This window comes from Rhodoligotrophos appendicifer (assembly GCF_007474605.1).
GTDB lineage: Bacteria > Pseudomonadota > Alphaproteobacteria > Rhizobiales > Im1 > Rhodoligotrophos > Rhodoligotrophos appendicifer.
On the sequence record NZ_VHKL01000011.1, the window covers coordinates 98522 to 120815 of the forward strand.

Here is a 22294-nt window from a genome sequence, read left to right on the forward strand (position 1 = left end):
TCCAGACTGACGAAGAGACAGCAGTCCGGATCGCCGAAACGTCCTCAGAATAGGATTATGAAGTCCATGATCTCGAACGCGGCGCGCCAGGATCTTTCCCTCCTCCAATCGGAATCCAAAATCGCGGCGAGCCTGATTGCGGCATCCTCAGATCTGACGCTGGTGATCGGCGCGGACGACATCATCACGGACCTGACGCACAGTCTCGGTGCACTGCCCACGCCGCATATCCAGTCCTGGCGCGGCAGGCCGGTGGAAGACGTCGTGCACAGCAACAGCAAATCCGTGCTGCGCAAGATGCTGCGCTCGGCGCGGAACGGCAGCCCTCTCGAGCGCTTCGACATCAGCCATCCGATTCCCGGACGGCAAGACCTTCCGATCCAATATTCGGCGCTGCAGGTGGGCGGCGAGAGCCAGATCGTGCTGCTGGGCCGCGACATGAGCCTGGTCACCGACCTGCAGTCGCGGCTGCTGTCGAACCGGCAGTCGCTGGAACAGAACACGCAGCGCCAAAAGCAGATCGAAGCGCATTACCGGCTGTTGTTCGAGACGACCTCGGATGCGCTGATCATCGTCGATGCCGAGAGCGGGCGGATCCGGGAGGCCAATCCGCGGGTGTCGCGGATCTTCGGGGCCTCGAGTTCCGAGATGAGCGGAAAGAAGCTGGTGTCGCTGTTCGCCAAGCCCGAGCAGGGGGAGATCCAGACGCTGCTGGCGCGCGTGCACGCCATGGGGGCGCCGGAAACCCTGGTCGTGCGGAGGACCGACGACAAGGAGGACATCGTGCTCGGTGCGGAACTGTTCCGCGCGGGCGACCTCAAGCTGGTCATGATCAAGGTGACGTCGCGCCGGAATGGGGACGATACGGCCGTGCTGCCGGACGCCAACCTCGCCAGCCTGGTGCGCAACGCGGCAGAAGCGGTGGTGCTCACCGACGTCTCCGGGCTGGTGCTGTGGACGAACGAGGCGTTCCTGGCCCTGGCGCAGATCCCGGTGGCCGCCCGTGCCCATGGGAAGTCGCTGGACGATTTCTTCCAATGGTCCGGACTGACGCTGGATATGCTGCTGGCCAATGTGGAGCGGCATGGGCGCGTGCAGTCGTTTGGAGGCACCGTGAGGGGAGCCGTCGGCCAGACCACGGATGTGGAATTGTCGGCCATCTCCATGCCCGACGGGTCACCGCCCGGCTTCGGGTTCGTGATGCGCAGTGTCGGTGCACAGGACAAGCGGCAGGGGCGCGGCAATAGCGACCTGTCGCGGACGGCGGAAAGCCTGATCGAAATGATCGGCCGGGTGCCGATGAAGGATCTCGTGCGAGACACCACGGACGTCATCGAACGCATGTGCATCGAGGCGGCTCTGAAACTCACCGACAACAACCGCGCGTCGGCGGCCAAGGTGCTGGGACTGAGCCGGCAGGCGCTCTACCTCAAAATGAACCGGTTCGGGATCGCGGGCAACGACTGAGGCCGCGAGGCCGACCCGGGAGGCGGCGCCTCAATCAGGGTGCAGGCTGGCGCGGTCGTCATTGCCAAGGCGAGAGGCTCACCGTAAAGTTTACTTTACGATCCGAGCTGTCAGATCACTGAAATAGGGACCATGGCGTGACGGGCTTCAGCAAGCTGCGTTGGCTGATCTTCGTGGCTGCCTGTCTCGCCGCCGGCCTCGGAGCCTGGCGGCTTGCGACCGCGACGGCAGGCTTGACCATCAGCCACTCGGAGGTGGCCGGCACGCCGGTTACCGTCTTCGCGCCGGAGGGTGGGGCGAGGGCACCGGTGGTGGTGATCGCCCATGGATTTGCCGGCTCGCAGCAGCTCATGCAGCCCTTCGCGATCACCCTGGCGCGGAGCGGCTTCGTGGCAGTCACCTATGATCTGCTGGGGCATGGCCGCAACCCCGAAGCCCTGGCGGGCAATGTGATGCGCGAAGACGGGGCAACCGCCAATCTGGTGGCGGAGCTCGGGCGCGTCGCGGATTTCGCGCGCGGCCTGCCGGGATCGGACGGACGGCTGGCGGTGCTGGGCCATTCCATGGCCTCGGACATCGCGGTGCGCTATGCGATCGCCCATCCGGAAGTGGGGGCGACCGTCGCCGTCTCGATGTTCTCGCCGGTGGTCACGGCCGATGCGCCCCGAAACCTCCTGGTGATCGTCGGTTCGCTGGAGGCGGGTCTGCGGGACGAGGCCTTGCGCGCCGTCGGGTTGGGGGCCGGAGGCCCTGCGCAAGACGGGGTGACCTATGGCTCCTTCGCCGACGGTTCCGCCCGGCGCGCGGTGTTCTCCGATGGCGTGGAGCATATCAGCGTCCTCTATGCCCGCGAGAGCCTGGCCGAAGCGCGGGACTGGCTCATCCAGGCTTTCGGCCAGACGCAGACGGGTCCGGTGGAGGCCCGCGGACTCGCGCTGGCCCTGTTCTTCCTCGGGGTCATCGTCATCGCGCGCTTCGCCTCGGAGCTCCTGCCGCGCCTGGCGGAGCGGCCCGTGGGCTGCGGGCTTGCATGGACGCGGCTGGCGGCGGTGGGGGTCGGCGCGGCGATCGCCACACCCTTGCTCTTGTGGAAGGCGCCGGTCGATTTCCTGCCGGTGCCGGTGGCCGATTATCTGTCCGTGCATTTTCTGGTGTTCGGCCTGCTTACGGGGATCGGCCTGTTCCTGGTGGGAAGCGGCCGGCGGTTCGATGTGCTGCCGGTGGCGTGGGGCAAGGCGGTCGGCAGCATCGCGGCAGCCACGGGCTTCTGCCTGATCGCGATCTATCTGCCGGTCGACCTGTTCATCACCTCGTTCGTGCCGACGCCGCTGCGATTGCCGCTGGTGGTGGTGCTGACGCTGTGCCTGCTGCCGTATTTCTTGGCGGATGAATGGCTGACCCGCGGCGAGACGGCACCGCGCGGGGCCTATCTGTTCACGAAGTTCTGTTTCGTCGCGTCGCTGGCGGCTGCGATCGCCCTCAGTCCCAGCAGGCTGTTCTTCCTCATCATCATCACGCCGGTCATCCTGGCGTTCTTCATCATCTTCGGGCTCATCAGCTCGTGGATCTACAAGCGAACCGGCCATCCCCTGGTCGGAGCGGTCACCAATGCCATCCTCTTCGCCTGGGCGATCTCGGTGACGTTTCCGATCCTCGCCTCCTAATGAAGGTTAGCGGCGATCGGGAGCCTGTCGCGGGCCTGATGCGTTGACGGTTCGGCCGGCTGCGGCGATGATCGAATCAGAGGAGTTGCGAATGTCGTTCGACTGGTCGCTTGTGGTGTTCTTCATATTGGTGGTCACAGCCGCCTCCAGCGGCGCGTTTTTCCGCCCGGGCGAGTGGTACACGGCGCTCCGCAAGCCGTCCTGGACGCCGCCGAGCTGGGTGTTCGGTCCTGTTTGGTCGGTGCTCTACATCATGATCGCCATCGCGGGGTGGCTGGTGTGGCGGCAGGAGCCCTCCAGCCCCGCCATGTGGTTCTGGATCCTGCAACTGGGCGTGAATACGCTGTGGTCGGCGTTGTTCTTCGGGCAGCGCCGCATGGATCTGGCCTTTGCGGATATCGTCGTGTTGTGGCTGTCCGTCCTGTGCTTCGTCATCGCAGCGGCGAGCGTTTCGACAGTGGCGGCTTTGCTCTTCGTGCCCTATCTGATCTGGGTGACCATCGCCGGGGCCCTGAACTGGACCGTCTGGCGCATGAACGTCGCGCCCGCCTGAAGGCCGATCAGGCGGGGGCCGCCGCCGTGAGATATTGCAGATCGGCCTTCCCGAGCATTTCTTCGCCGGCCGCGCGGCCCAGCCGCTCCGCATCCGCCAGTCCGCCGCGCTTCTCGATCTCGTGGGCGCTGTCGCCGTCCAAGGCCAGGACCATGCCGCGGAACCACAGATCCTCTCCGTCGATGAGGCACAGGCCCGCGATGGGGGTCCGGCACGAGCCGTCGAGGACGGCGAGAAATGCCCGCTCGCACTGGACGGCTATGGAAGTCGGACGATGATCGAGCGGCTCCAGGAGGCGGGCCGTGCGCGCATCGTCTTCGCGGTGCTCGATGCCGATGGCCCCCTGGGCGACCGCGGGCAACATCTCCTCAGGTTCGATGAGGGCGGTGATCCTGTCAGCCATGCCCATGCGACGCAGCCCGGCGCTGGCGAGCAAGGTGGCGTGGACCAGCCCCGCACTCAGCTTGGCGAGGCGGGTGTCAACATTGCCGCGGAACTCGACCGTGCCGATGTCCGGTCGCAACCGCTTGATCTGCGCCCGCCGCCTGACCGAGGAGGTGCCCATGACGGCATTGCGAGGCAGGCCGGCAATGTCGGGTGCAACGAGGCTCAGGAAGGCATCGCGCGGGTCCTCGCGGGGCAGCATGGCGCCCATCACGAGGCCGTCCGGGAGAGCCGAGGGCATGTCCTTCATGGAGTGGACCGCAAGGTCGATGCGCCCCTCCATCAATGCGGTCTCGATCTCCTTCGTGAAGAGGCCCTTGCCGCCGATCTCGGCCAGCGACCGGTCCTTGATGCGATCGCCGGCGGTGGAGATGGGCAGGATCTCGACCTCATCGGGCGCCAGGCCATGGGCTTCGATGAGGCGCTGCCGGGTTTCATGCGCTTGAACCAGGGCTAGCCGGCTCGCACGGGTTCCGATGCGGATAGCCACATTCCACCTTGGATTTTGCGCGATCGATGCGGGGGCTACTGGGTCTTGGAGAATGTCGCGACGTAGGCCACCACGTCGGCTGCGTCCTGCGGGTTCTTCAGGCCGGGGAAGATCATCTTGTTGCCGGGGATCTTCTTCTTCGGGTCGGCGACGTAGATCGCGATCTCCTCGGGCGTCCAGACCTGACCTGCCTTTCCTGCGGCGATCATCGCCTTGGAATAGCCGCCGGCTCCTTTCGCCAGAAATTCCGCCTGAGTGCCCGCGGTCCGGCCGATGACGTCATTCAGGTTGGGCCCGATTGTGCGCTTGGTGTCGCCGATGGTGTGGCAGACCTGGCATTTGGCGAAGACTTTCTTGCCGGCATCGGCGTTGCCATCGAGGGCTGCGGCCGGCACCGACGCACCGGCCAGAAACGCCGCTGCTAGAAAAAAACGGGTTACGCGAGACATAAAGCGCTCCTCCTGGCGACTCTGATCGGCAGGAACGCTATGGTCATGGGGGAGGTGTGTCAAGTCGATTGGTGTAAAATTCATTGGACACATCGAGCTGTCAGCGCGACAAATCATGGCGAGCTGTTGCCGCAGGGGCAATGACGGATCGGCTCGGGAGGCCGGACGGGATGAGCGTGAATTATCCTTTTTCTGCGATCGTCGGGCAGGCGGAGATGAAGCGCGCCCTGATCCTGGCCGCGGTCGATCCTTCGATCGGCGGGATCCTGGTGTTCGGCGATCGCGGCACTGGAAAATCGACAGCGGTGCGGGCGCTCGCCGGCCTGCTGCCGCCGATGCTGGTGGCGGGTACCTGCCGGTATAATTGCGATCCGAGGCAGGTGTCGCAGTATTGCGCCCAATGCCGGGAGGATGCGCGGCATGGCAGGCTGAAGGCGCGCAAGGTGCCGGTGCCGGTCATCGACCTGCCGCTCGGTGCGACCGAGGACCGGGTGGCCGGAGCGCTCGATCTGGAGAAGGCCCTGGTGTCGGGGGAGAAGGCGTTCGAGCCCGGCCTGCTGGCCAGCGCCCATCGCGGGTTCCTCTATATCGACGAGGTCAATCTGCTCGAGGACCATCTGGTGGACCTGCTGCTCGACGTCGCCGCCTCCGGCGTCAACATCATCGAAAGAGAGGGCTTGAGCATCCGCCACCCCGCGCGATTCGTGCTGGTCGGCAGCGGCAATCCGGAAGAGGGGGAGCTGCGCCCGCAGCTGCTGGACCGATTCGGGCTGTCGGTGGAGGTCGCCTCGCCGAAGGACATTGCCTCGCGCGTCGAGGTGGTGAAGCGGCGCGACGCCTATGACCGCGATCCGGCAGGCTTCGTGGAAGCGTGGAAGCGGAAGGACCAAGCGTTGCGCTCGACGATTCGCAAGGCACGGGAGGCACTCGACGGCGTCGAGGTCCCGGATGCGGTGCTGGAGGCGGCATCGGGCCTTTGCCTGAAGCTGGGGGTGGACGGGCTTCGCGGCGAACTCACGCTGATGCGGGCTGCCCGTGCACTGACGGCCGTGGAGGGCAGGCGCCAAGTGGGGCGCGAGCAGCTCCATGCGGTGGCCGTGTCGGCCCTGCGCCACCGCCTGCGGCGGGATCCCATGGACGAGGCGGGATCGGGGCTGAGGGTCGAGCGGGCGATGGCGGAGGTCGAGCCGGCATGACGAGCGCGCGCAAGACCGGCCCGACGCCGTGGGAGGATGCCCTGCTCGCAGCCGCCCTGATGGTGATCGATCCCGTGGGGCTTGGCGGGATCCATCTTCGCGCTCGAGCCTCGCCGGTGCGCGACCGCTGGCTGGCCGAAATGGCCGCGATGCTTCCGGCGGACGCGCCGTTGCGGAGAATCGCCTCGGGCGTCGCGGAAGCGAGGCTGACGGGAGGGCTCGACATCGGCGCCACGCTCGAAGGAGGACGGCCGGTGATCGAGACCGGGGTCCTGGCCGCAGCGGATGGAGGGGTGGTCCTAGTCGCCATGGCAGAACGGCTGACGCCAAATGCAGCCGGGATCATCGGCATGGCGCTGGATTCGGGCAGGATCGCCATCGAGCGCGACGGGCTCTCCGCTCTGCAAGGGGCGCGATTCGCGCTGGTGGCCATGGATGAGGGCGTCGAGGCCGACGAAGCGCTGTCGCCCGTGCTGGCGGACCGCCTCGGTCTGCAGGTCGATCTGAATGGCATCGGCTGGCGCGATTGCGACGGCGTGAGGGATGTGCCGCCGATCGCGCGCGCCAAGGCGCTGCTGCCGTCGGTCGGCCTTGCCGAGGAGATGATGGAGGCCCTGTGCAGCGTCGCCATGGCCGGCGGGCGCGGATCTATGAGGACGTCCCTGCATCTGGCGAAGGCTGCGCGGGCTGCGGCGGCCTTGAGGGGGAGCATCGCCGTCGAGATCGAGGATGCTGCGGCGGCGATCCGCCTCGTGCTGGGCCTCACGGCCTCGGCGTCCCTGCCGGAGGATGTGAAGGAGGACCTCGCAGAGGAGGATCGGCCCGAGGGCGAACCGGACGCCGCGGATGGCGGGGCGTCGGCCGGCGAGCGGGAGAGATCGACCGCAGAGGGGCTCGAGGAGAGCATCGTGGCGGCGGCAGAGGCGCGTTTGCCGGAGCGGCTGCTGGCGGGTCTCGACCTCGCAAAAGCTGCCCGCGGATCGCAAGCATCGGCTGGCAAAGCGGGGGCGATGCGCAACCGAGGCACAAGAGGGCGGCGCGCGGGCGTTGCGACCACACCGCCCACGCCCGGCGCGCGTCTCGACGTGTTGTCCACGCTTCGGCAAGCCGCGCCGTGGCAAAGGATGCGGGCGCGGGCCCGGGCCGCCGAAGGGGTTGTGGTCGCGCCGCGGCTGCTCATCAGGCGGCAGGATTTCCGTTACATCCGATACCGGGAGAAGACGGGCACCACGGCGATCTTCGCGGTCGATGCCTCGGGCTCGGCGGCCGTCGAGCGCCTGGCGGAGACGAAGGGGGCCGTCGAACTCCTGCTCGGCCAATGCTATGTGCGACGTGACAGCGTGGCGCTCATCGCCTTTCGCGGCCGGCAGGCCGAGGTGCTGCTGGAGCCGACCCGGTCGCTGTTGCGGGCCAAGCGGTGCCTGTCCGCCCTGCCGGGCGGCGGAGGTACCCCGCTGGCGGGTGGAATCCTGGCCGCCCTGTCCATGGCGGAGGCGTCGTCGCGGAAGGGGCAGAGCGTCGTCGCCATTTTCCTCACGGACGGGCGCGGCAATGTCGGGCTCGACGGCACGACCGTGCGGGACCGCGTGGCGGACGATACGTTGAAATGCGCCTCTCGGTTCAGGGCCGGCAATATCCGGTCCATGGTGATCGACACGGCGCAGCGGCCGCAGGCGCGGGCGGAGGCATTGGCGCGCGACCTCGGATCGGAATATCTGGCGTTGCCACGGGGCGGGTCGCATGTGCTGGCGCATGAGATCAGTGCCCGCATGGAAGGCTGAGGACGCATGGCGCGCGGTCACGACAGTCCGTCATGGGCGATCGAGGGGCGCCACTGGCCCAACCGGGAGCATAGCCGCTTCGTCACATCGGGCGGATTGTCATGGCATGTGCAGGAATGGGGGGAGGGGCCCGACCTGCTTCTGGTGCACGGGACGGGGGCTGCGACCCATTCCTTCCGGAGCCTGCAACCGGCGCTCGCCACGCAATTCCGCAGCCTGGCTCTGGATCTGCCCGGGCATGGATTCACGGAGATGCCCGACCCTGCACGGCTGTCGCTGCCAGGCATGGCGCGGGCGGTGGGCGAACTGGTCAGGACGCTCGCCTTCACTCCGGCGATCGCCGTGGGCCATTCGGCAGGAGCCGCCATTTTGGTCCAGATGACCCTGGAGGGCCTGATCCGCCCCAAGGCGATCATCGCCCTCAACGGGGCGTTGCGACCGATGCGGCGGGCCGCGCTGTTTTCGCCGCTGGCGAAGTTGCTGTTCCTCAATCCCGTGATGCCCCGGCTGTTCGCGTGGCGCGCGACGAGCGGGGATGCCACGCGGCGGCTCCTGGAGGGGACGGGATCCCGGCTCGATGACCGTGGGGTCGATCTCTATGCCTCACTCTTCCAGCGTGCCGGCCATGTGGCGGCGACACTGGGCATGATGGCGCATTGGGACCTCGAATCCCTGGAGCAATCGATCGGTGCGCTGCGGGTGCCCCTCATTCTCGTCACGGCCGCCAATGACAGGGCCATCCCGCCCTTCGACGCCAAGTTCCTGGCGCGGCGTTTCAAGACGGTGCGGGTGATCGCCATCGACCATGGCGGGCATCTGCTCCATGAGGAGCGGCCCCAACTCATCGCCGACATGATCGGGGAGCAAGCCCAAGAGGCGGGCGTTCATTAGGCGTTTGTAAAAAGTATTTTACTGTTTTAGTGTCATTTAATGTTGACGAGACTGGACCAGCGAAACGGTTTGGCTCCCGTGGCTTCGGTCATGCCGCATGCGGTGGTGATCGGCAGCGGCTTCGGCGGGCTGGCCGCGGCCATCAGGCTCGGAGCGCGCGGCTATCGGGTCACGGTGCTGGAGAGGCTGGATCGCCCCGGAGGCCGGGCTGGCGTGCTGCGGCAGGACGGCTTCACATTCGACCGGGGCCCGACCATCGTGACGGCGCCCTTCCTCTTCGACGAGCTCTGGGCGCTTTGCGGCAAAACGCGGTCCGAGCATGTGGATCTGCAGGCGATGACGCCCTTCTATCGCATCCGCTTCGATGATGGCGACGAGATTGCCTGTTCGGCCGACGATGCGGCGATGCGGCGGGAGGTGCTGCGGATCGCGCCGTCCGACCTCGAAGGCTATGAGGCGTTCCTGAGAAAGTCCGCAGAGATCTGCAGGGTCGGCTTCGAGGGGCTCGGCACGCAGCCTTTCGGGTCACCCCTCGACATGGTCAAGATCGCGCCCGACCTGTTGCGGCTGGAAGGCTATCGCAGCGTCCACGGGCTCGTGTCGCGCTTCGTCCGACACCCCAAGCTCAGGGTCATGCTGAGCTTCCATCCGCTGCTCATCGGCGGGAATCCGTTCCGCGCGCCGGCCATCTATTGCCTGATCCCCGCGCTGGAGCGCCGCTGGGGCGTCCATTATCCGATGGGCGGCGTGGGCAGGCTCGTGGACGGCCTGGTCAGCCTGATCGGAGGGCAGGGCAACAGCGTGCGCTACGGTGCCGATGTGACGCGAATCCTGGTGGAGGGAGGGCATGCCCGCGGGGTCGCCCTGGCGGATGGCGAAGTGATCCCCGCCGATATCGTCGTCTCCAATGCCGATGCGGCCTTTACCTATGGCACCCTGGTGGGCGGCAAGACGCGCACGCGGTGGACGCAGAGGAAGCTCGGCCGCGCCCGCTATTCCATGGGCCTGTTCGTCTGGTATTTCGGAACGTGGCGCCGCTATGACGAGGTCGGCCATCACACCATCCTGCTCGGTCCGCGCTACAAGGCGCTGCTCACAGATATTTTCGAGCACAAGCGGCTGAGCGAGGATTTCTCCGTGTATCTGCACCGGCCGAGCGCGACCGACGACAGCGTGGCGCCGGCCGGGTGCGACGCCTTCTACGCCTTGAGCCCCGTGCCCAATCTCGATTCCGGGACCGACTGGGCGGTGGAGGGGGAGAGGCTCCGGCTGGCTCTCATGAGCAGGCTGTCGGAGACGCTGCTGCCTGGGCTCGAGCACGAGATCGTGACGTCATCCTTCGTGACGCCGCTGCATTTCCGCGACGTCCTGCTGTCGGAAAGGGGTGCGGGCTTCGGCTTCGAGCCGGTTCTCACCCAGAGCGCCTGGTTCCGACCGAACAATCGCAGCGAGACCATTCGCGGTCTTTATCTGGTGGGCGCCGGAACCCATCCGGGCGCCGGGCTTCCTGGCGTCCTGTCCTCGGCCAAGATCCTCGACAAGGTGGTGCCTCATGCCTCCGCTCTCGCAGCCTAGCGGCTTCTCCACTCCGGCGAATTGCGCCGCCTGCCGCGAATCGATCCGGCAGGGATCGCAATCCTTCTACATGGCCTCGCTGATGCTGCCGGTGGCGATCCGCGAGCCGGCCTACGCGGTCTACGCCTTCTGCAGGATGGCCGACGACCTCATCGATCGCGACGAAGGCGGCATCGAGGGCATCCGGATCCTCGGACAAATGCTCGATCGCATCTACCGCAACCGGCCCGGGCCGCATTTCGTCGAGAGGGTCTTCGCCGACGTCGTGGAGCGCTTCGCACTTCCGCGGGAGATTCCAGAAGCGCTCATCGAGGGGCTGGCCTGGGACGCGGAGGGCCGGCGCTACGAGACGCTGGAGGATCTGGTGGCCTATGCCGTGCGGGTCGCGGGGACCGTCGGCTTCATGATGACCCTGGTGATGGGGCGGCGCGAGCCGAACGTGCTGGCGCGCGCCTGCGACCTCGGGGTAGCCATGCAGCTCACCAACATCGCCCGCGACATCGGCGAGGACGCCGGAAACGGGCGGATCTACATGCCCCTGAGCTGGCTGCGGGACGGCGGTGTCGACCCCGAGGGGTGGCTGGCGGCGCCCCGCTACGGTCCAGAGATCCAGGCCGTCGTGGCCAGGCTGCTGGCCGATGCCGAGCTGCTCTATGACCGATCCCTGTCGGGGGTGGCGGCACTGCCGGCCAGCTGCCGGCTGGGCATCAACCTGGCGCGACTGCTCTATCGGGAGATCGGGCGCGAGATCGGGCGCGGTGTCGATCCGGTGAAAGATCGGGCCGTGACCTCACGGAGGCAGAAGATGCGTCTGCTGGCCGAGGCCGCGGGCGGGCGGATCTCCGATCTCGCGGCGCTGCCCGAGCCTGCCATTCACAGTGCCGTCTCCCTGATCGCCGCGATCGCCATGGCGCCGCCGGGGAGGGCCTTGCCGGCCATTCCGCCATGGTGGAACGTCATGGGCCGGTCCGAACACATGATCGCGCTGCTCATGGGTTTTTCCACTCGAGCGCCGGCGGCCGAGGCGTCCGGGCGTTCGAGCCCGCTCGTCCTGCGACCGCGGCCGGATACGCGTTCGCACCGGTGAGCTCAGGGCTGATCGTCCTGCTCGAAATCCTGCTGGTCTTGGGAGTAGCGGTGGGTTTCGGAGTGCGCGAACTGCTCGCCCTGCGCCGATTCGACCGGGACCGGGCGGCGCGGGCAAAGGCCGAAGCAGAGCGGGAGCAGCCTTAGGACGGCATTCACGACCGGCATCAGGGTTGATGCCGGGGTAGCGCGGGCAGTCCAGATATGATGGACGTGGTGCTTCCACGGGTCGAGAGCTCGATTTGACCGAGATCAACGACCCGGGAGGCCGATAGAGCGGGAGGGAAATTTGAGGTTTTTGATCGCAATCGCGCTGGCAACGAGTCTGGCCGGCGGGTCAGCCTTGGCCGCAGATCGTACCGAGGTCATTAAATTCGCGCCAGGAAAGACGGCGGACACGGTTCGCAGTTCCATCCGCGGCTATGACGGCGTGACCTACAGCATCGCGACCGCCGCAGGGCAAGTCATGCAGATCCTGTTCGCTCCGTCCAACCGCTCCTGCTACTTCAACGTCTATGCACCGGGCAAAGAGATCGGGACGGATGAAGCGGCGTTCATCGGATCAACGTCCGGGAACGAATTCGGCATCAATCCGACAGAGGCCGGCACCTACACGGCGCAGGTCTATCTGATGCGCAATGCGGCGCGCCGAAACGAGGTCTGCCGCTTTGAGCTCTCGATCGAGATCACGGGGGCTCCGGGCGGTGCCAGTGCCGGTGTCTCCGACCAGTCGATGATCGACATCTGCAAGGCCTCAGCGGCACCGCTCTACGGGGTGAACCCTCGCAACGTCTCGGTGGCCGGCCCGGTCACCGAAGGCGAGGATGGCGGCTTCAGGATCGACGGGACGGTCGACAAGGGAGCGGAAGGCATCAAGGGCCTGCGCTGCCTCTATGGCGCAGATCGGCAGTTCACCCATATCCAAGCCATGACGAGCGACGGCGAGTGACCCCGGTGCGGGCGGCTCGCCGCACTAGCGCCGGCGGGTCCAGCGCGGCATCTTGAAGGGCAGCATCATCTGGACGATCGGGGATCGGAAGCGGTCGAGGTCGACGCTCTCATGGACCGATTTGAACTCCTTGCCCTCGCCGTCGAAGCCCAGAACGGAGCGGCTGTAAAAGGGGGTGTCCTCCAGCCCCTTCAGGACCCTGGCGGGGTTCGAGGGGTGAGCCCGGGTGTGGCGCGAGACCCTCCAGCCGGTGAGCGGCAGATCCTGTATGGGGGCCGGCTCGAAGGGCACGACCGTGCCGTCAGCGTTATAATCCAAGGCCAGACCGCGTGGGACGCCGTTTCTCTGGATGACGTCATAATGGATGCGCGTCGTGCCGCGGCGATCCTGGCGCGACCAGGTCCAGCTCCTGAAGCCCGCCTCGAGCGATTCCGTGCCGGCATTGGTGTCGACATAGGCGTGGCCCTTCCAGTTGAGGCTGGGCCTTTCGAACTGCACGTCGACCTTGGCGCATGGGGCGATCGGACGCCATTCGTGGCGGCCAGCGGCATCGAGGTTCCAAGTGCGGCTGAAGACCGGCCCAGGATCGACCGTGATCCGGCCGTTGATCCTCCGGGGGATCGGCATGGTCTTCTCGTCGATGTCGATGACGAGGCGGTCGCCGGTCCAGGAATATTGGCTGGGGCCGATCGCGACATGGCTCCGGGAACGCTCCAGGCTGGCACGGCCGCGCTCGGTCATGGCCCAGTATTTGCCGCGAGGGGTGTAGAGGATGGCATTGACGGTCACGTGGTTGTGCGGATCGGCGTCACCGCCGCGCCTCGCCATGGCATAATAGGGCGAGAAGACGCTGCCGATGAAGGCGATGACCGTGAGGGCGTTGCGGCCATCCTCGCTTATGGCATCGACATACCACCAGATGTAGCCACCGGATGGAATGATGCGGTCGAAGCCAAATCCTGCATTACGGCCGAGGCCGAGTGACGCCCGGACAGAGCCGCCATCGGAATGCCCGGGCCCGGATGCACCGCCCCGCCCGCCAGATACAGGCCCGCGATCCGCGACCGCGCCCCGGGCCGCTGAAACGAGGCTGCCCAACCGTGGGACGCCCGGCCGTAGAGGGCTCCCCCCGTCCCCGGGAACAGCGTCGCGAAGTCCGCCGGCCCGGTCCGAACCATCCGCTCGGGGGGCGCTGAAATCGTCAGTCCGGCCCGCAGCAGCCGTTCCATCACCCGTGTCTCGCATGAGGCCATCTCCATCTCACTCAAAGGTTTGAAATCGGCGTGGGCCGGTGCGTTGACCAAGAGGAACAGGCGCTCCGGCCCGTCGCCCAGCGGGCTGTCATCGGCGCCGCGATCCTGGGCGCAGACGTAGATGGTGGGCTCGGACGGGAGGCTGCCGGCCGCAATCTCGTCGAACTCCCGACGGTAGTCGCGGGAGAAAAAGACCGTGTGACGCGAGAGGGGAAAGCCCGTGGCCGTGCCGCTGATCGACCAGGTGAGCGCCGAAAGAGACCGCTGCCGCGGTGTCCAGCCGGTCACGGCACCGTGCACCGCGTTTCCCAGGAGGCCAGAGGCCAGGGCCGACGGATCGCCGTTGAAGATCACCGCATCGGCATAAAGGGTCTCCCCGGATGCCAACCTCACGCCAGCGGCGCGGCCATTGCGGATGATCACCTCGGCGACGTCCTCGCCATAATGGATGCCGACGCCGCTGGCCGCGGCCAGTGTCTCGAGGGCTTCGGCAAGGCGGATCATGCCGCCCTCGACCAGCCAGACGCCCATCTGCTCGACATGGGCGATGAGCATCAAGGGACCCGGTGCCGAAAAGGGGGACGAGCCGCAATAGGTGGCATACCGCCCAAAAAGCTGCTGCAAGCGGGGGTCGGCGAAATACCGGCCGACGACGTTCCAGAGCGAGGTGAAGGGCTGGATCCTGGTCAGGGCCGGAAGGCCCGCAAGTCCGGCGGAGCGGGCAAGGCTCAGAGGGGTCGGGGCGGCATTCTCCATGAAGGGACCATCGAGGGCTGCAAAGACCTCCGCAGTCCGGTGGCAGAAGTCGCGGTAGCCTTGGGCTTCTCTGGCGCCGGCCAGTGCCTCCACGGCCTGCGCGGTCGCCTCGCGGTCGGCATGGAGATCGAAGCGGCTGCCGTCCTCCCAGGAATGGCGCGCCAGGATCTCGGCCCTCCGCAGGGTGATGTAATCATCAAGCCGAGCGCCGGCCACTTGGAAGATCGCCTCGAACACCGGGCGCATGGTGAAAACGGTCGGGCCCGAATCTATGGCGTGGCCGCCGATCTCGACCTCGCGGAGCTTGCCGCCGGGGTGCTTCGACTTCTCCACAAGAGTGACCGCGAAGCCGCGGGTCGCGAGCAGGAGGGCTGCCACGAGACCGCCGATCCCGGCTCCGATGACGATGATTCGAGCCTGGGACGGGAGGGGGCGAAAAGAGCGTCTGTCAATTTTGTTCAACATACTCTTGTGTCAATTAACATTTACATGCAAGCTCGTCCAGGCAGAATGACACATGGAGGATGACCATGGCTGGCGAGGATCTCTCACACAGGATCGAGGACGGGCTAAGCAAATCCCTGCTGCGGGCAACGGGGCCGTCGGCGCCGCCGCTGCTGGCGCAAGCGCTGTTCCATTCGGTGTTCCCGTCGGGCCAGAGGATCCGGCCGCGGCTCACGCTCTCCGTGGCGATGGCCTGCGGTGACGACCAGCCGGTCATCGCGAGCGCTGCGGCGACGGCGATCGAACTCCTGCATTGCGCCTCGCTGGTGCATGACGACATGCCCTGCTTCGACAATGCCGGGATAAGACGCGGCAAGCCGTCCGTGCATGCGGCCTTCGGCGAACCGCTGGCATTGCTGGCCGGGGACGGGCTCATCGTGCTCGCCTTCGAGACGGCGGCGCTCACGGCAATGATCGACCCGGTGCGCTCGGCGAGCCTGGCGCTCATCATCGCCCGGGCGATCGGCATGCCCAACGGCATCGTGGCGGGACAGGGCTGGGAAAGCGAGGCGGCCCCGGAGATCGAGATGTATCAGCGCGCCAAGACCGGCTCGCTGTTCGCGGGGGCCTCGATGGCGGGCGCCGCCGCAGCCGGCCATCCCGCCGAGGCCTGGAGCACGCTCGGCTACCGGCTGGGAGAGGCCTATCAGGTGGCGGACGACATCCGCGACGTGATGTGCAGCGCCCAGGACATCGGAAAGCCCGTCGGCCAAGACAATGCCCTGGGGCGACCGAACGCCGTGCATGAATTCGGGATCCGGGGCGCCACCCAGAAGCTGATCGCGCTGGTGGAGGATGCGGCCGAATCGGTGCCGGATTGTCCGGGCGCCGTCGCCCTGAAGGCTCAGATCCGGGGCCATGCGAGCCGGTTCCTGCCCAAGGAAGCGGCCCAGCACGCGGCCTGAGCGGGATTCGACCGGGAGCGGGGGCTCGTTGATCGCGTGAGGCGCAGATGCTGTCGGCCTGGCTCGAAAAGCTGCGGGATTTTCGGAACCGCAAAGTCTCCGATCCCGATTTTCGGCGGTGGGCTGCGCGGTTTCCCCTGACCCGACCCATCGCGCGACGGCAGGCGAAAGCACTGTTCGACCTCACCGCGGGCTTCGTCTATTCGCAGATCTTGAGCAGCTGCGTGCAGGTGGGGTTGTTCGACATCCTGGCGCGGGGGCCACGGGATCTCGATCTCATCGCCGTGCTCACCCGGCTTCCCCGGGAGGGTGCCGAGAGGTTGCTCAAGGCGGCCGCCGCGCTCGACCTCGTCGAGGCCCGGCGCGGAGGGCTCTACGGGCTCGGGTCACTGGGTGCGGCCCTGGTCGGGAATCCCGGCGTCTGCGCGCTGATCCGCCATCACGACATTCTCTACGGCGATCTGGCCGATCCGCTCCCGCTGCTGCAGGGGGAGGTGAAATCGGGGCTGAGGCACTATTGGGCCTATGCGGATGATCGGTCCGGCAACGGGGCGACGCCGCGGCGGCATGCGGATTACACAGCATTGATGGCCGCGTCCCAGGCGATGGTGAAGGAGGAGATCCTGAATGCCTATCCGATCGGACGGCATCGGCGGCTGATGGATGTGGGCGGCGGTGACGGGACCTTCCTGATCGCCGCCGCGCGCATGGCGCCCCAGCTGAAGCTCGTCCTGTTCGACCTGCCGCCGGTTGCGGCCACCGCCCAGATTCGCCTTCAGGCCGCCGGACTGGCGGCGCGGGCAAAGGCCGTGGGCGGCGACTTCTTCACGGATGATCTTCCCGAGGGCGCCGACCTGGTGCTCCTGAACCGCGTGCTGCACGATCACGACGACGATGCCGCGCTCGCCATCCTGAGGGCCGTCCGCAAGGCAATCGCGCCCCAGGGAACGCTGCTCATCGCAGAACCCATGGCCGGCACGCCCGGCGCACAGGCCAGCGGGGATGCCTATTTCGGATTCTACCTGCTGGCCATGGGTCAGGGACGGCCGAGGACCGCAGAGGACATCGGGGGGCTGCTGGACCAGGCCGGTTTCGACGGCATGCGGTCGATCGGCACCAACACGCCCCTGATCGCCCGGCTGCTCTCGGCCAGACCCATGGACGGCTGAGGAATATGTATAATTTGTTTTACGTTCACTTATGTATAAATTAATTGACATCATGGAGAGTCGGTTTCATCTTCGAGGGAACGGACAAGGATTTCGCCAAGCAGTCGAGGGGAGGGACGCATGAAGTCGCAGGCCATCGTTCTTCAAGAACCCCTCAAGCTGGCCTTGTGTCCACTCAGCTTGACGGAGCCGACCGCAGACGACGTCGTGGTCGACGTCGAATGGAGCGGGATCTCCACGGGCACCGAAAAACTGCTCTGGTCGGGGCGCATGCCGCCGTTTCCGGGAATGGGCTATCCCCTGGTGCCCGGCTATGAATCCATCGGCCGGGTGGTCGAGGCGGGGCACAGCTCGGGGCGGGCCGTGGGCGAGCGCGTGTTCGTCCCCGGCGCCAATTGCTATCGCGAGGCCCGCGGGCTGTTCGGCGGCGCCGCCTCACGACTCGTGATCGCGGGGAAGAAGGCGACGCCGGTCGCCGAAGATCTCGGCGAGACGGGGATCCTCCTCGCGCTTGCAGCGACCGCGCATCATGCGGTGGCCCAAGACGCCAGGGTGCTGCCGGAGCTGATCATCGGACATGGCGTCCTCGGCCGCCTCATCGCGCGCATCGTCGCGGCACTCGGCGGCACTCCGACCGTGTGGGAAACGAACCCCATCCGCCAGGCCGGTGCGACCGACTATGCCGTGCTCCCGCCCGAGGCCGATCCGCGGCGCGATTACCGCTCGATCTGCGACGTCAGCGGTGATTCGGAGATCATTGACAGCCTGGTCATGCGGCTTGCCCATGGCGGCGAGATCACCCTGGCCGGCTTCTACGACCAGCGCGTGTCCTTCGCCTTTCCGGCGGCCTTCATGCGCGAAGCCCGCATCCGGATCGCTGCCGAATGGCGACCCCAGGACATGGACGCCGTGACACGGCTGATCACCGAGGGCCGGCTCAGGCTCGACGGGCTCATCACCCACACCCGCAGACCCGGCCAGTTCGAGGATGCCTATGTGACGGCATTCACCGATCCGGCCTGTCTGAAAATGGTGCTCGACTGGAGAACCGCTGCATGAATGCGCCGATGAAGACGCCGAAGGGCGGTCTCGTAACATTGCTCGACAATGTCCGCGCCGAAGCGGCGATCGAGCCGGACCCCGTGCATGTGGGCGAGGCGAAGAAGGACACCCAGATCATCGCCATCTACGGCAAAGGCGGCATCGGCAAGAGCTTCACGCTCGCCAACCTGTCGCACATGATGGCGCAACAGGGGAAACGGGTCCTGCTCATCGGCTGCGATCCCAAGAGCGACACGACCTCGCTTCTGTTCAGCGGCCGGGCGTGCCCGACGATCATCGAAACCTCGGCGCGGAAGAAGGCCGCGGGCGAGGATGTCGAGATCGGCGATGTGTGCTTCAAGAAGGGCGGCGTGTTCGCCATGGAGCTCGGGGGGCCCGAAGTGGGTCGGGGCTGCGGCGGGCGAGGCATCATCCATGGATTCGAACTGCTGGAGAAGCTGGGGTTTCACGACTGGGGCTTCGACTATGTGCTGCTAGACTTCCTCGGCGACGTGGTCTGCGGCGGCTTCGGGCTGCCGATCGCCCGGGACATGTGCCAGAAGGTGATCGTCGTCGGGTCCAACGACCTGCAATCGCTGTATGTCGCCAACAATGTGTGCTCGGCCGTCGATTATTTCCGCAAGCTCGGCGGCAATGTCGGGGTGGCCGGCATGGTCATCAACAAGGATGATGGCACGGGCGAGGCGGCAGCCTTTGCCGAGGCCGTGGGCATCCCCATCCTCGCGGCCATTCCGGCCGATGACGACATCCGCAAGAAAAGCGCGAACTACCAGATCATCGGCTATCCCGAAGGCCCTTGGGGGCCGCTGTTCGAGGAATTGTCGCGGAATGTCACCGCCTCCACGCCGCAACGGCCGACGCCGCTGACCCAGGACCAGCTGCTGGCGCTGTTCGCCTGCGACCAGACCGGGGGGAACGTGGTGCTCGAACCGGCGAGCCAGGCGGATATGCGTGGCGGGGTGGTGGTCTCGAAGCCGTCCCTGGAAGTGGTCTACGACGCGGTTTGATGGGTAGGCTGTGATGACTGACGGGCTCGACATTACGGAATTGCCGCGCAGCGAGCCGGGAGAGGTCATCTATGATTCGGCCGCAAAGGCCGTCCTCGACAATCCGGACAGGCCGGACAGGCCGACAGAGGGGGACGAGAGTCCTGTCGTTGCCGGTTCGACCTCCGGCACCGGAGGTTCGGGGTGTCACGGCGGCAAGGCCGAACTCAGCCGCGCCGCGGAGGCCGCGGGCAATGGCGAGCTCCTGCAAAAGCTGCGGACCGATTATCCGCAGGGGCCGCACGACCAGCCGCAATCCATGTGCCCGGCCTTCGGATCGCTGCGCGTCGGCCTGAGGATGCGCCGCACCGCGACGATCCTGTCGGGGTCGGCCTGCTGCGTCTATGGGCTGACATTCACCTCGCATTTCTACGGGGCCAAGCGGACGGTGGGCTATGTGCCGTTCAACTCGGAGACGCTGGTCACCGGCAAGCTCTACGAGGATATCCGCGAGGCGGTCTACAAACTCGCCGATCCCGCGCTCTACGACACGGTCATCGTGACCAATCTCTGCGTGCCGACGGCGTCCGGCGTGCCGCTGAGAGCCCTGCCGAAGGAGATCAACGGCGTCCGCATCGTCGGCATCGATGTTCCGGGCTTCGGCGTGCCGACGCACGCGGAAGCCAAGGACGTGCTGGCCGGGGCGATGTTGAATTATGCGCGGCTGGAGGCCCTGGCCGGGCCGGTCCAGGCGCCGAAGGGCGGCCGGTCGGGTCGGCCGACGATCACGCTTCTGGGCGAGATGTTTCCCGTGGATCCGGTGACCATCGGGCGGATGCTGGAGCCGCTGGGACTGGCGGCGGGGCCGGTGGTGCCGACGCGGGAATGGCGCGAGCTCTATGCCGCCCTCGATTGCGCAGCGGTGGCCGCGATCCATCCGTTCTATACGGCAAGCATTCGCGAGTTCAATTCGGCCGGACGCTCCGTCGTCGGCTCCGCACCGGTCGGGGTCGAGGGGACGGCGGCCTGGCTCGATGCGATCGGCGATGCCTGCGGGATCGCGGTGCGCAAGGTCGACGCGGCGAAGGCCCCGATCCTGGCGGCGACGAAGGCCGCCCTCGAGGCTGCCGGCATCCCGGCGCGGATCACATTGTCGGGCTATGAGGGCTCGGAGCTGATCGTGGGGCGCCTGTTGAAGGAATCCGGTGCCGATCTGCGCTATGTGGGCACCGCCTGCCCCAAGACGAAGTGGAACGAGGCCGATGCCGAATGGCTCGGCGCGCATGGCGTCCATGTGGAGTTCAGGGCCGCACTGGAGACCGACATCGCCGCCGTGGACAGTTTCGAGCCGGACCTCGCCATCGGCACGACGCCGGTGGTGCAGCATGCCAAGCAGAAGTCGATCCCGGGGCTCTACTTCACGAACCTGATCTCGGCGCGGCCCCTGATGGGCCCGGCGGGACCCGGCTCGCTGGCGGCCGTCATCAATGCCGCTGCCGGCAACAAAGCGCGCTTCGATACGATGTCGGCCTTCTTCGAGGGTGTCGGCAAGGACCATACCGCGGGCATCTGGCACGATCCCCGCCGCCTGCCGAAGAAGACCGCCAAGGCCGCCAAGACCTTGCTGGCCGCCAAGGCCTCCGTGACGATGGAGGACTTCTGATGCTCGTGCTCGATCATGATCGTGCCGGCGGCTATTGGGGCGCCGTCTATGTCTTCTCGGCGCTCAAGGGCCTGCAGGTCATCATCGACGGCCCGGTCGGCTGCGAGAACCTGCCGATCACATCGGTGCTCCATTATACGGACGCGCTGCCACCCCATGAACTGCCGATCGTGGTCACGGGGCTCGGAGAGGAGGAACTCGGGCAGACCGGGACCGAGCAGGCGATGAAGCGCGCTCATGGAACGCTCGATCCGACCGTTCCGAGCGTCGTGGTGACGGGATCAATCGCTGAGATGATCGGCGGCGGCGTCACGCCGGAGGGCACGAGGATCATGCGCTTCCTGCCGCGCACGATCGACGAGGACCAGTGGCAGAGCGCAGACCGGGCCCTGGCCTGGCTGTGGAAGGAGTTCGGCCCCAAGGGCAAGAAGGCCAAGGCTGCCGCGGCGAAGGCCGAGGGCGCCAAACCGCGGGTCAATCTGATCGGTCCCATCTACGGCACCTTCAACATGCCGTCGGACCTGCATGAGATCCGCCGCCTGGTGGAAGGGATCGGATGCGAGGTCAATTTGGTGTTCCCGCTCGGCACCGATCTTGCCGACGTGCCGAAGCTGGCGGATGCGGATGTCAATATCTGCCTGTATCGCGAGTTCGGCCGCAAGCTCTGCGAGGTGCTGGACAAGCCCTATCTGCAGGCGCCGATCGGGTTGCATTCGACGACAGCCTTCCTGAGGAGCCTGGGCACGCTGACAGGGCTCGATCCGGAGCCGTTCATCGCGGCCGAGAAGATGACCACCATCAAGCCCCTGTGGGACCTGTGGCGCTCGGTGACCCAGGACTTCTATGCCACCGCCAGCTTCGGCGTCGTGGCGTCGGAGACCTATGCGCGGGGCATCCGCCACTTCCTCGAGACGGATATGGGGTTCCCTTGCGCCTTCTCCTATGCGCGACGCGCCGGCGAGAAGACGACCAATGACGAGATCCGGACGGCCATCCACGAGAAACAGCCGCTGATCCTGTTCGGCTCCTTCAACGAGCGGATGTATTCGGCCGAGGCCGGAGGGCGCTCCTCCTACATCCCGGCCTCGTTTCCCGGGGCGATCATCCGGCGCCACACGGGCACGCCGTTCATGGGCTATGCGGGCGCCACATACATCGTCCAGGAGGTCTGCAACGCGCTGTTCGATGCGCTGTTCAGGATCCTGCCGCTCGGCTCGGAGCTGGACAAGGTCGAGCCGACGCCGACGCGCCTGCATCGGGAACTGGAATGGGATGCGGCGGCGCAGGCGCTGCTGGACGCGACGGTAGGGGCGCAGCCGGTCCTGGTGAGGATCTCGGCGGCGAAGCGGTTGCGGGACCGGGCGGAGGAGATCGCCCGGGCGGCCGGCGAGGAGCGGGTCACGGTGACACTGATGAAGCGGGCCCTCAAGGCGGAACTGCACCCGGCTTAG

20 protein-coding genes are annotated in these 22294 nt (G+C 66.7%); 16 read left to right on the top strand and 4 right to left on the bottom strand.

Translation table 11 applies throughout. The features are described from left to right. Positions 1–57 precede the first annotated feature (57 nt). From ppsR to FKM97_RS22345, 3 genes are all read left to right on the top strand, one after another. Entirely contained in the window at positions 58–1467 is a 1410-nt protein-coding gene (gene ppsR / locus FKM97_RS22335) for a transcriptional regulator PpsR (protein ID WP_144294672.1), read from the top strand. 137 nt (positions 1468–1604) lie between these two features. After that, positions 1605–3131 carry a dienelactone hydrolase family protein gene (locus tag FKM97_RS22340; RefSeq protein WP_246105218.1) on the top strand — a complete coding sequence of 509 codons (1527 nt, stop codon included), beginning with the start codon at positions 1605–1607 and terminating at the stop codon, positions 3129–3131. 91 nt (positions 3132–3222) lie between these two features. Continuing rightward, entirely contained in the window at positions 3223–3684 is a 462-nt protein-coding gene (locus FKM97_RS22345) for a TspO/MBR family protein (protein WP_144294673.1), read from the top strand. Positions 3685–3691: 7 nt separating this feature from the next. On the opposite strand, the gene hemC is transcribed toward FKM97_RS22345, so the two are convergent. Next, on the bottom strand, positions 3692–4642 hold the full coding sequence (gene hemC / locus FKM97_RS22350; protein WP_428977935.1) for a hydroxymethylbilane synthase: 951 nt from the start codon (positions 4640–4642) through the stop codon (positions 3692–3694). An 11-nt stretch (positions 4643–4653) separates the two neighbouring features. Continuing rightward, a complete protein-coding gene (locus tag FKM97_RS22355; RefSeq protein WP_144294674.1) occupies positions 4654–5067 on the bottom strand; it encodes a c-type cytochrome in 414 nt (137 codons plus the stop codon). A gap of 170 nt (positions 5068–5237) precedes the next feature. Here FKM97_RS22355 and bchI point away from each other — a divergent pair, with 170 nt between their 5' ends. The 7 genes from bchI to FKM97_RS22385 all read left to right on the top strand — a co-directional run bounded on the left by bchI (position 5238) and on the right by FKM97_RS22385 (position 12545). Continuing rightward, positions 5238–6263: a magnesium chelatase ATPase subunit I gene (bchI, locus tag FKM97_RS22360; protein ID WP_144294675.1), complete on the top strand. Its 1026-nt coding sequence runs from the start codon at positions 5238–5240 to the stop codon at positions 6261–6263. Beyond that, positions 6260–8044: a magnesium chelatase subunit D gene (locus tag FKM97_RS22365; RefSeq protein WP_144294676.1), complete on the top strand. Its 1785-nt coding sequence runs from the start codon at positions 6260–6262 to the stop codon at positions 8042–8044. The genes bchI and FKM97_RS22365 overlap by 4 nt, the downstream gene beginning before the upstream one ends. A 6-nt stretch (positions 8045–8050) precedes the next feature. Next, complete coding sequence (gene bchO, locus FKM97_RS22370) at positions 8051–8935, top strand: alpha/beta fold hydrolase BchO (RefSeq protein WP_144294677.1); 885 nt, start codon at positions 8051–8053, stop codon at positions 8933–8935. 39 nt (positions 8936–8974) lie between these two features. After that, positions 8975–10510, top strand: a complete 1536-nt coding sequence (locus FKM97_RS22375; protein WP_246105219.1) for a phytoene desaturase — start codon at positions 8975–8977, stop codon at positions 10508–10510. Further along, positions 10488–11597 carry a phytoene/squalene synthase family protein gene (locus tag FKM97_RS22380; RefSeq protein WP_144294678.1) on the top strand — a complete coding sequence of 370 codons (1110 nt, stop codon included), beginning with the start codon at positions 10488–10490 and terminating at the stop codon, positions 11595–11597. The genes FKM97_RS22375 and FKM97_RS22380 overlap by 23 nt, the downstream gene beginning before the upstream one ends. Continuing rightward, positions 11594–11743 carry a hypothetical protein gene (locus FKM97_RS26420; protein ID WP_170241076.1) on the top strand — a complete coding sequence of 50 codons (150 nt, stop codon included), beginning with the start codon at positions 11594–11596 and terminating at the stop codon, positions 11741–11743. The genes FKM97_RS22380 and FKM97_RS26420 overlap by 4 nt, the downstream gene beginning before the upstream one ends. Positions 11744–11885: 142 nt before the next feature. After that, positions 11886–12545 carry a hypothetical protein gene (locus tag FKM97_RS22385; protein WP_144294679.1) on the top strand — a complete coding sequence of 220 codons (660 nt, stop codon included), beginning with the start codon at positions 11886–11888 and terminating at the stop codon, positions 12543–12545. Between the two features lie 24 nt (positions 12546–12569). Here the strand turns inward: FKM97_RS22385 and FKM97_RS22390 are convergent, their stop codons facing one another. Further along, positions 12570–13487 carry a carotenoid 1,2-hydratase gene (locus tag FKM97_RS22390; RefSeq protein WP_246105232.1) on the bottom strand — a complete coding sequence of 306 codons (918 nt, stop codon included), beginning with the start codon at positions 13485–13487 and terminating at the stop codon, positions 12570–12572. Continuing rightward, complete coding sequence (gene crtD / locus FKM97_RS22395) at positions 13442–15019, bottom strand: 1-hydroxycarotenoid 3,4-desaturase CrtD (RefSeq protein WP_144294680.1); 1578 nt, start codon at positions 15017–15019, stop codon at positions 13442–13444. Before crtD ends, FKM97_RS22390 begins: the two co-directional genes overlap by 46 nt. 65 nt (positions 15020–15084) lie before the next feature. Here crtD and FKM97_RS22400 point away from each other — a divergent pair, with 65 nt between their 5' ends. The 6 genes from FKM97_RS22400 to bchZ all read left to right on the top strand — a co-directional run bounded on the left by FKM97_RS22400 (position 15085) and on the right by bchZ (position 22294). Continuing rightward, the gene (locus tag FKM97_RS22400) at positions 15085–15963 is read left to right on the top strand and encodes a polyprenyl synthetase family protein (protein WP_144294681.1); all 879 of its coding nucleotides are present in this window, start codon (positions 15085–15087) and stop codon (positions 15961–15963) included. 47 nt (positions 15964–16010) lie between these two features. Continuing rightward, the gene (locus tag FKM97_RS22405) at positions 16011–17132 is read left to right on the top strand and encodes a methyltransferase (RefSeq protein WP_144294682.1); all 1122 of its coding nucleotides are present in this window, start codon (positions 16011–16013) and stop codon (positions 17130–17132) included. 120 nt (positions 17133–17252) lie between these two features. Then, a complete protein-coding gene (gene bchC, locus FKM97_RS22410; protein WP_144294683.1) occupies positions 17253–18191 on the top strand; it encodes a chlorophyll synthesis pathway protein BchC in 939 nt (312 codons plus the stop codon). Then, on the top strand, positions 18188–19201 hold the full coding sequence (locus FKM97_RS22415) for a chlorophyllide a reductase iron protein subunit X (protein WP_205015279.1): 1014 nt from the start codon (positions 18188–18190) through the stop codon (positions 19199–19201). Before bchC ends, FKM97_RS22415 begins: the two co-directional genes overlap by 4 nt. 13 nt (positions 19202–19214) lie before the next feature. Then, the gene (gene bchY, locus FKM97_RS22420) at positions 19215–20843 is read left to right on the top strand and encodes a chlorophyllide a reductase subunit Y (protein ID WP_144294684.1); all 1629 of its coding nucleotides are present in this window, start codon (positions 19215–19217) and stop codon (positions 20841–20843) included. After that, positions 20843–22294, top strand: a complete 1452-nt coding sequence (gene bchZ, locus FKM97_RS22425; protein WP_144294685.1) for a chlorophyllide a reductase subunit Z — start codon at positions 20843–20845, stop codon at positions 22292–22294. The genes bchY and bchZ overlap by 1 nt, the downstream gene beginning before the upstream one ends.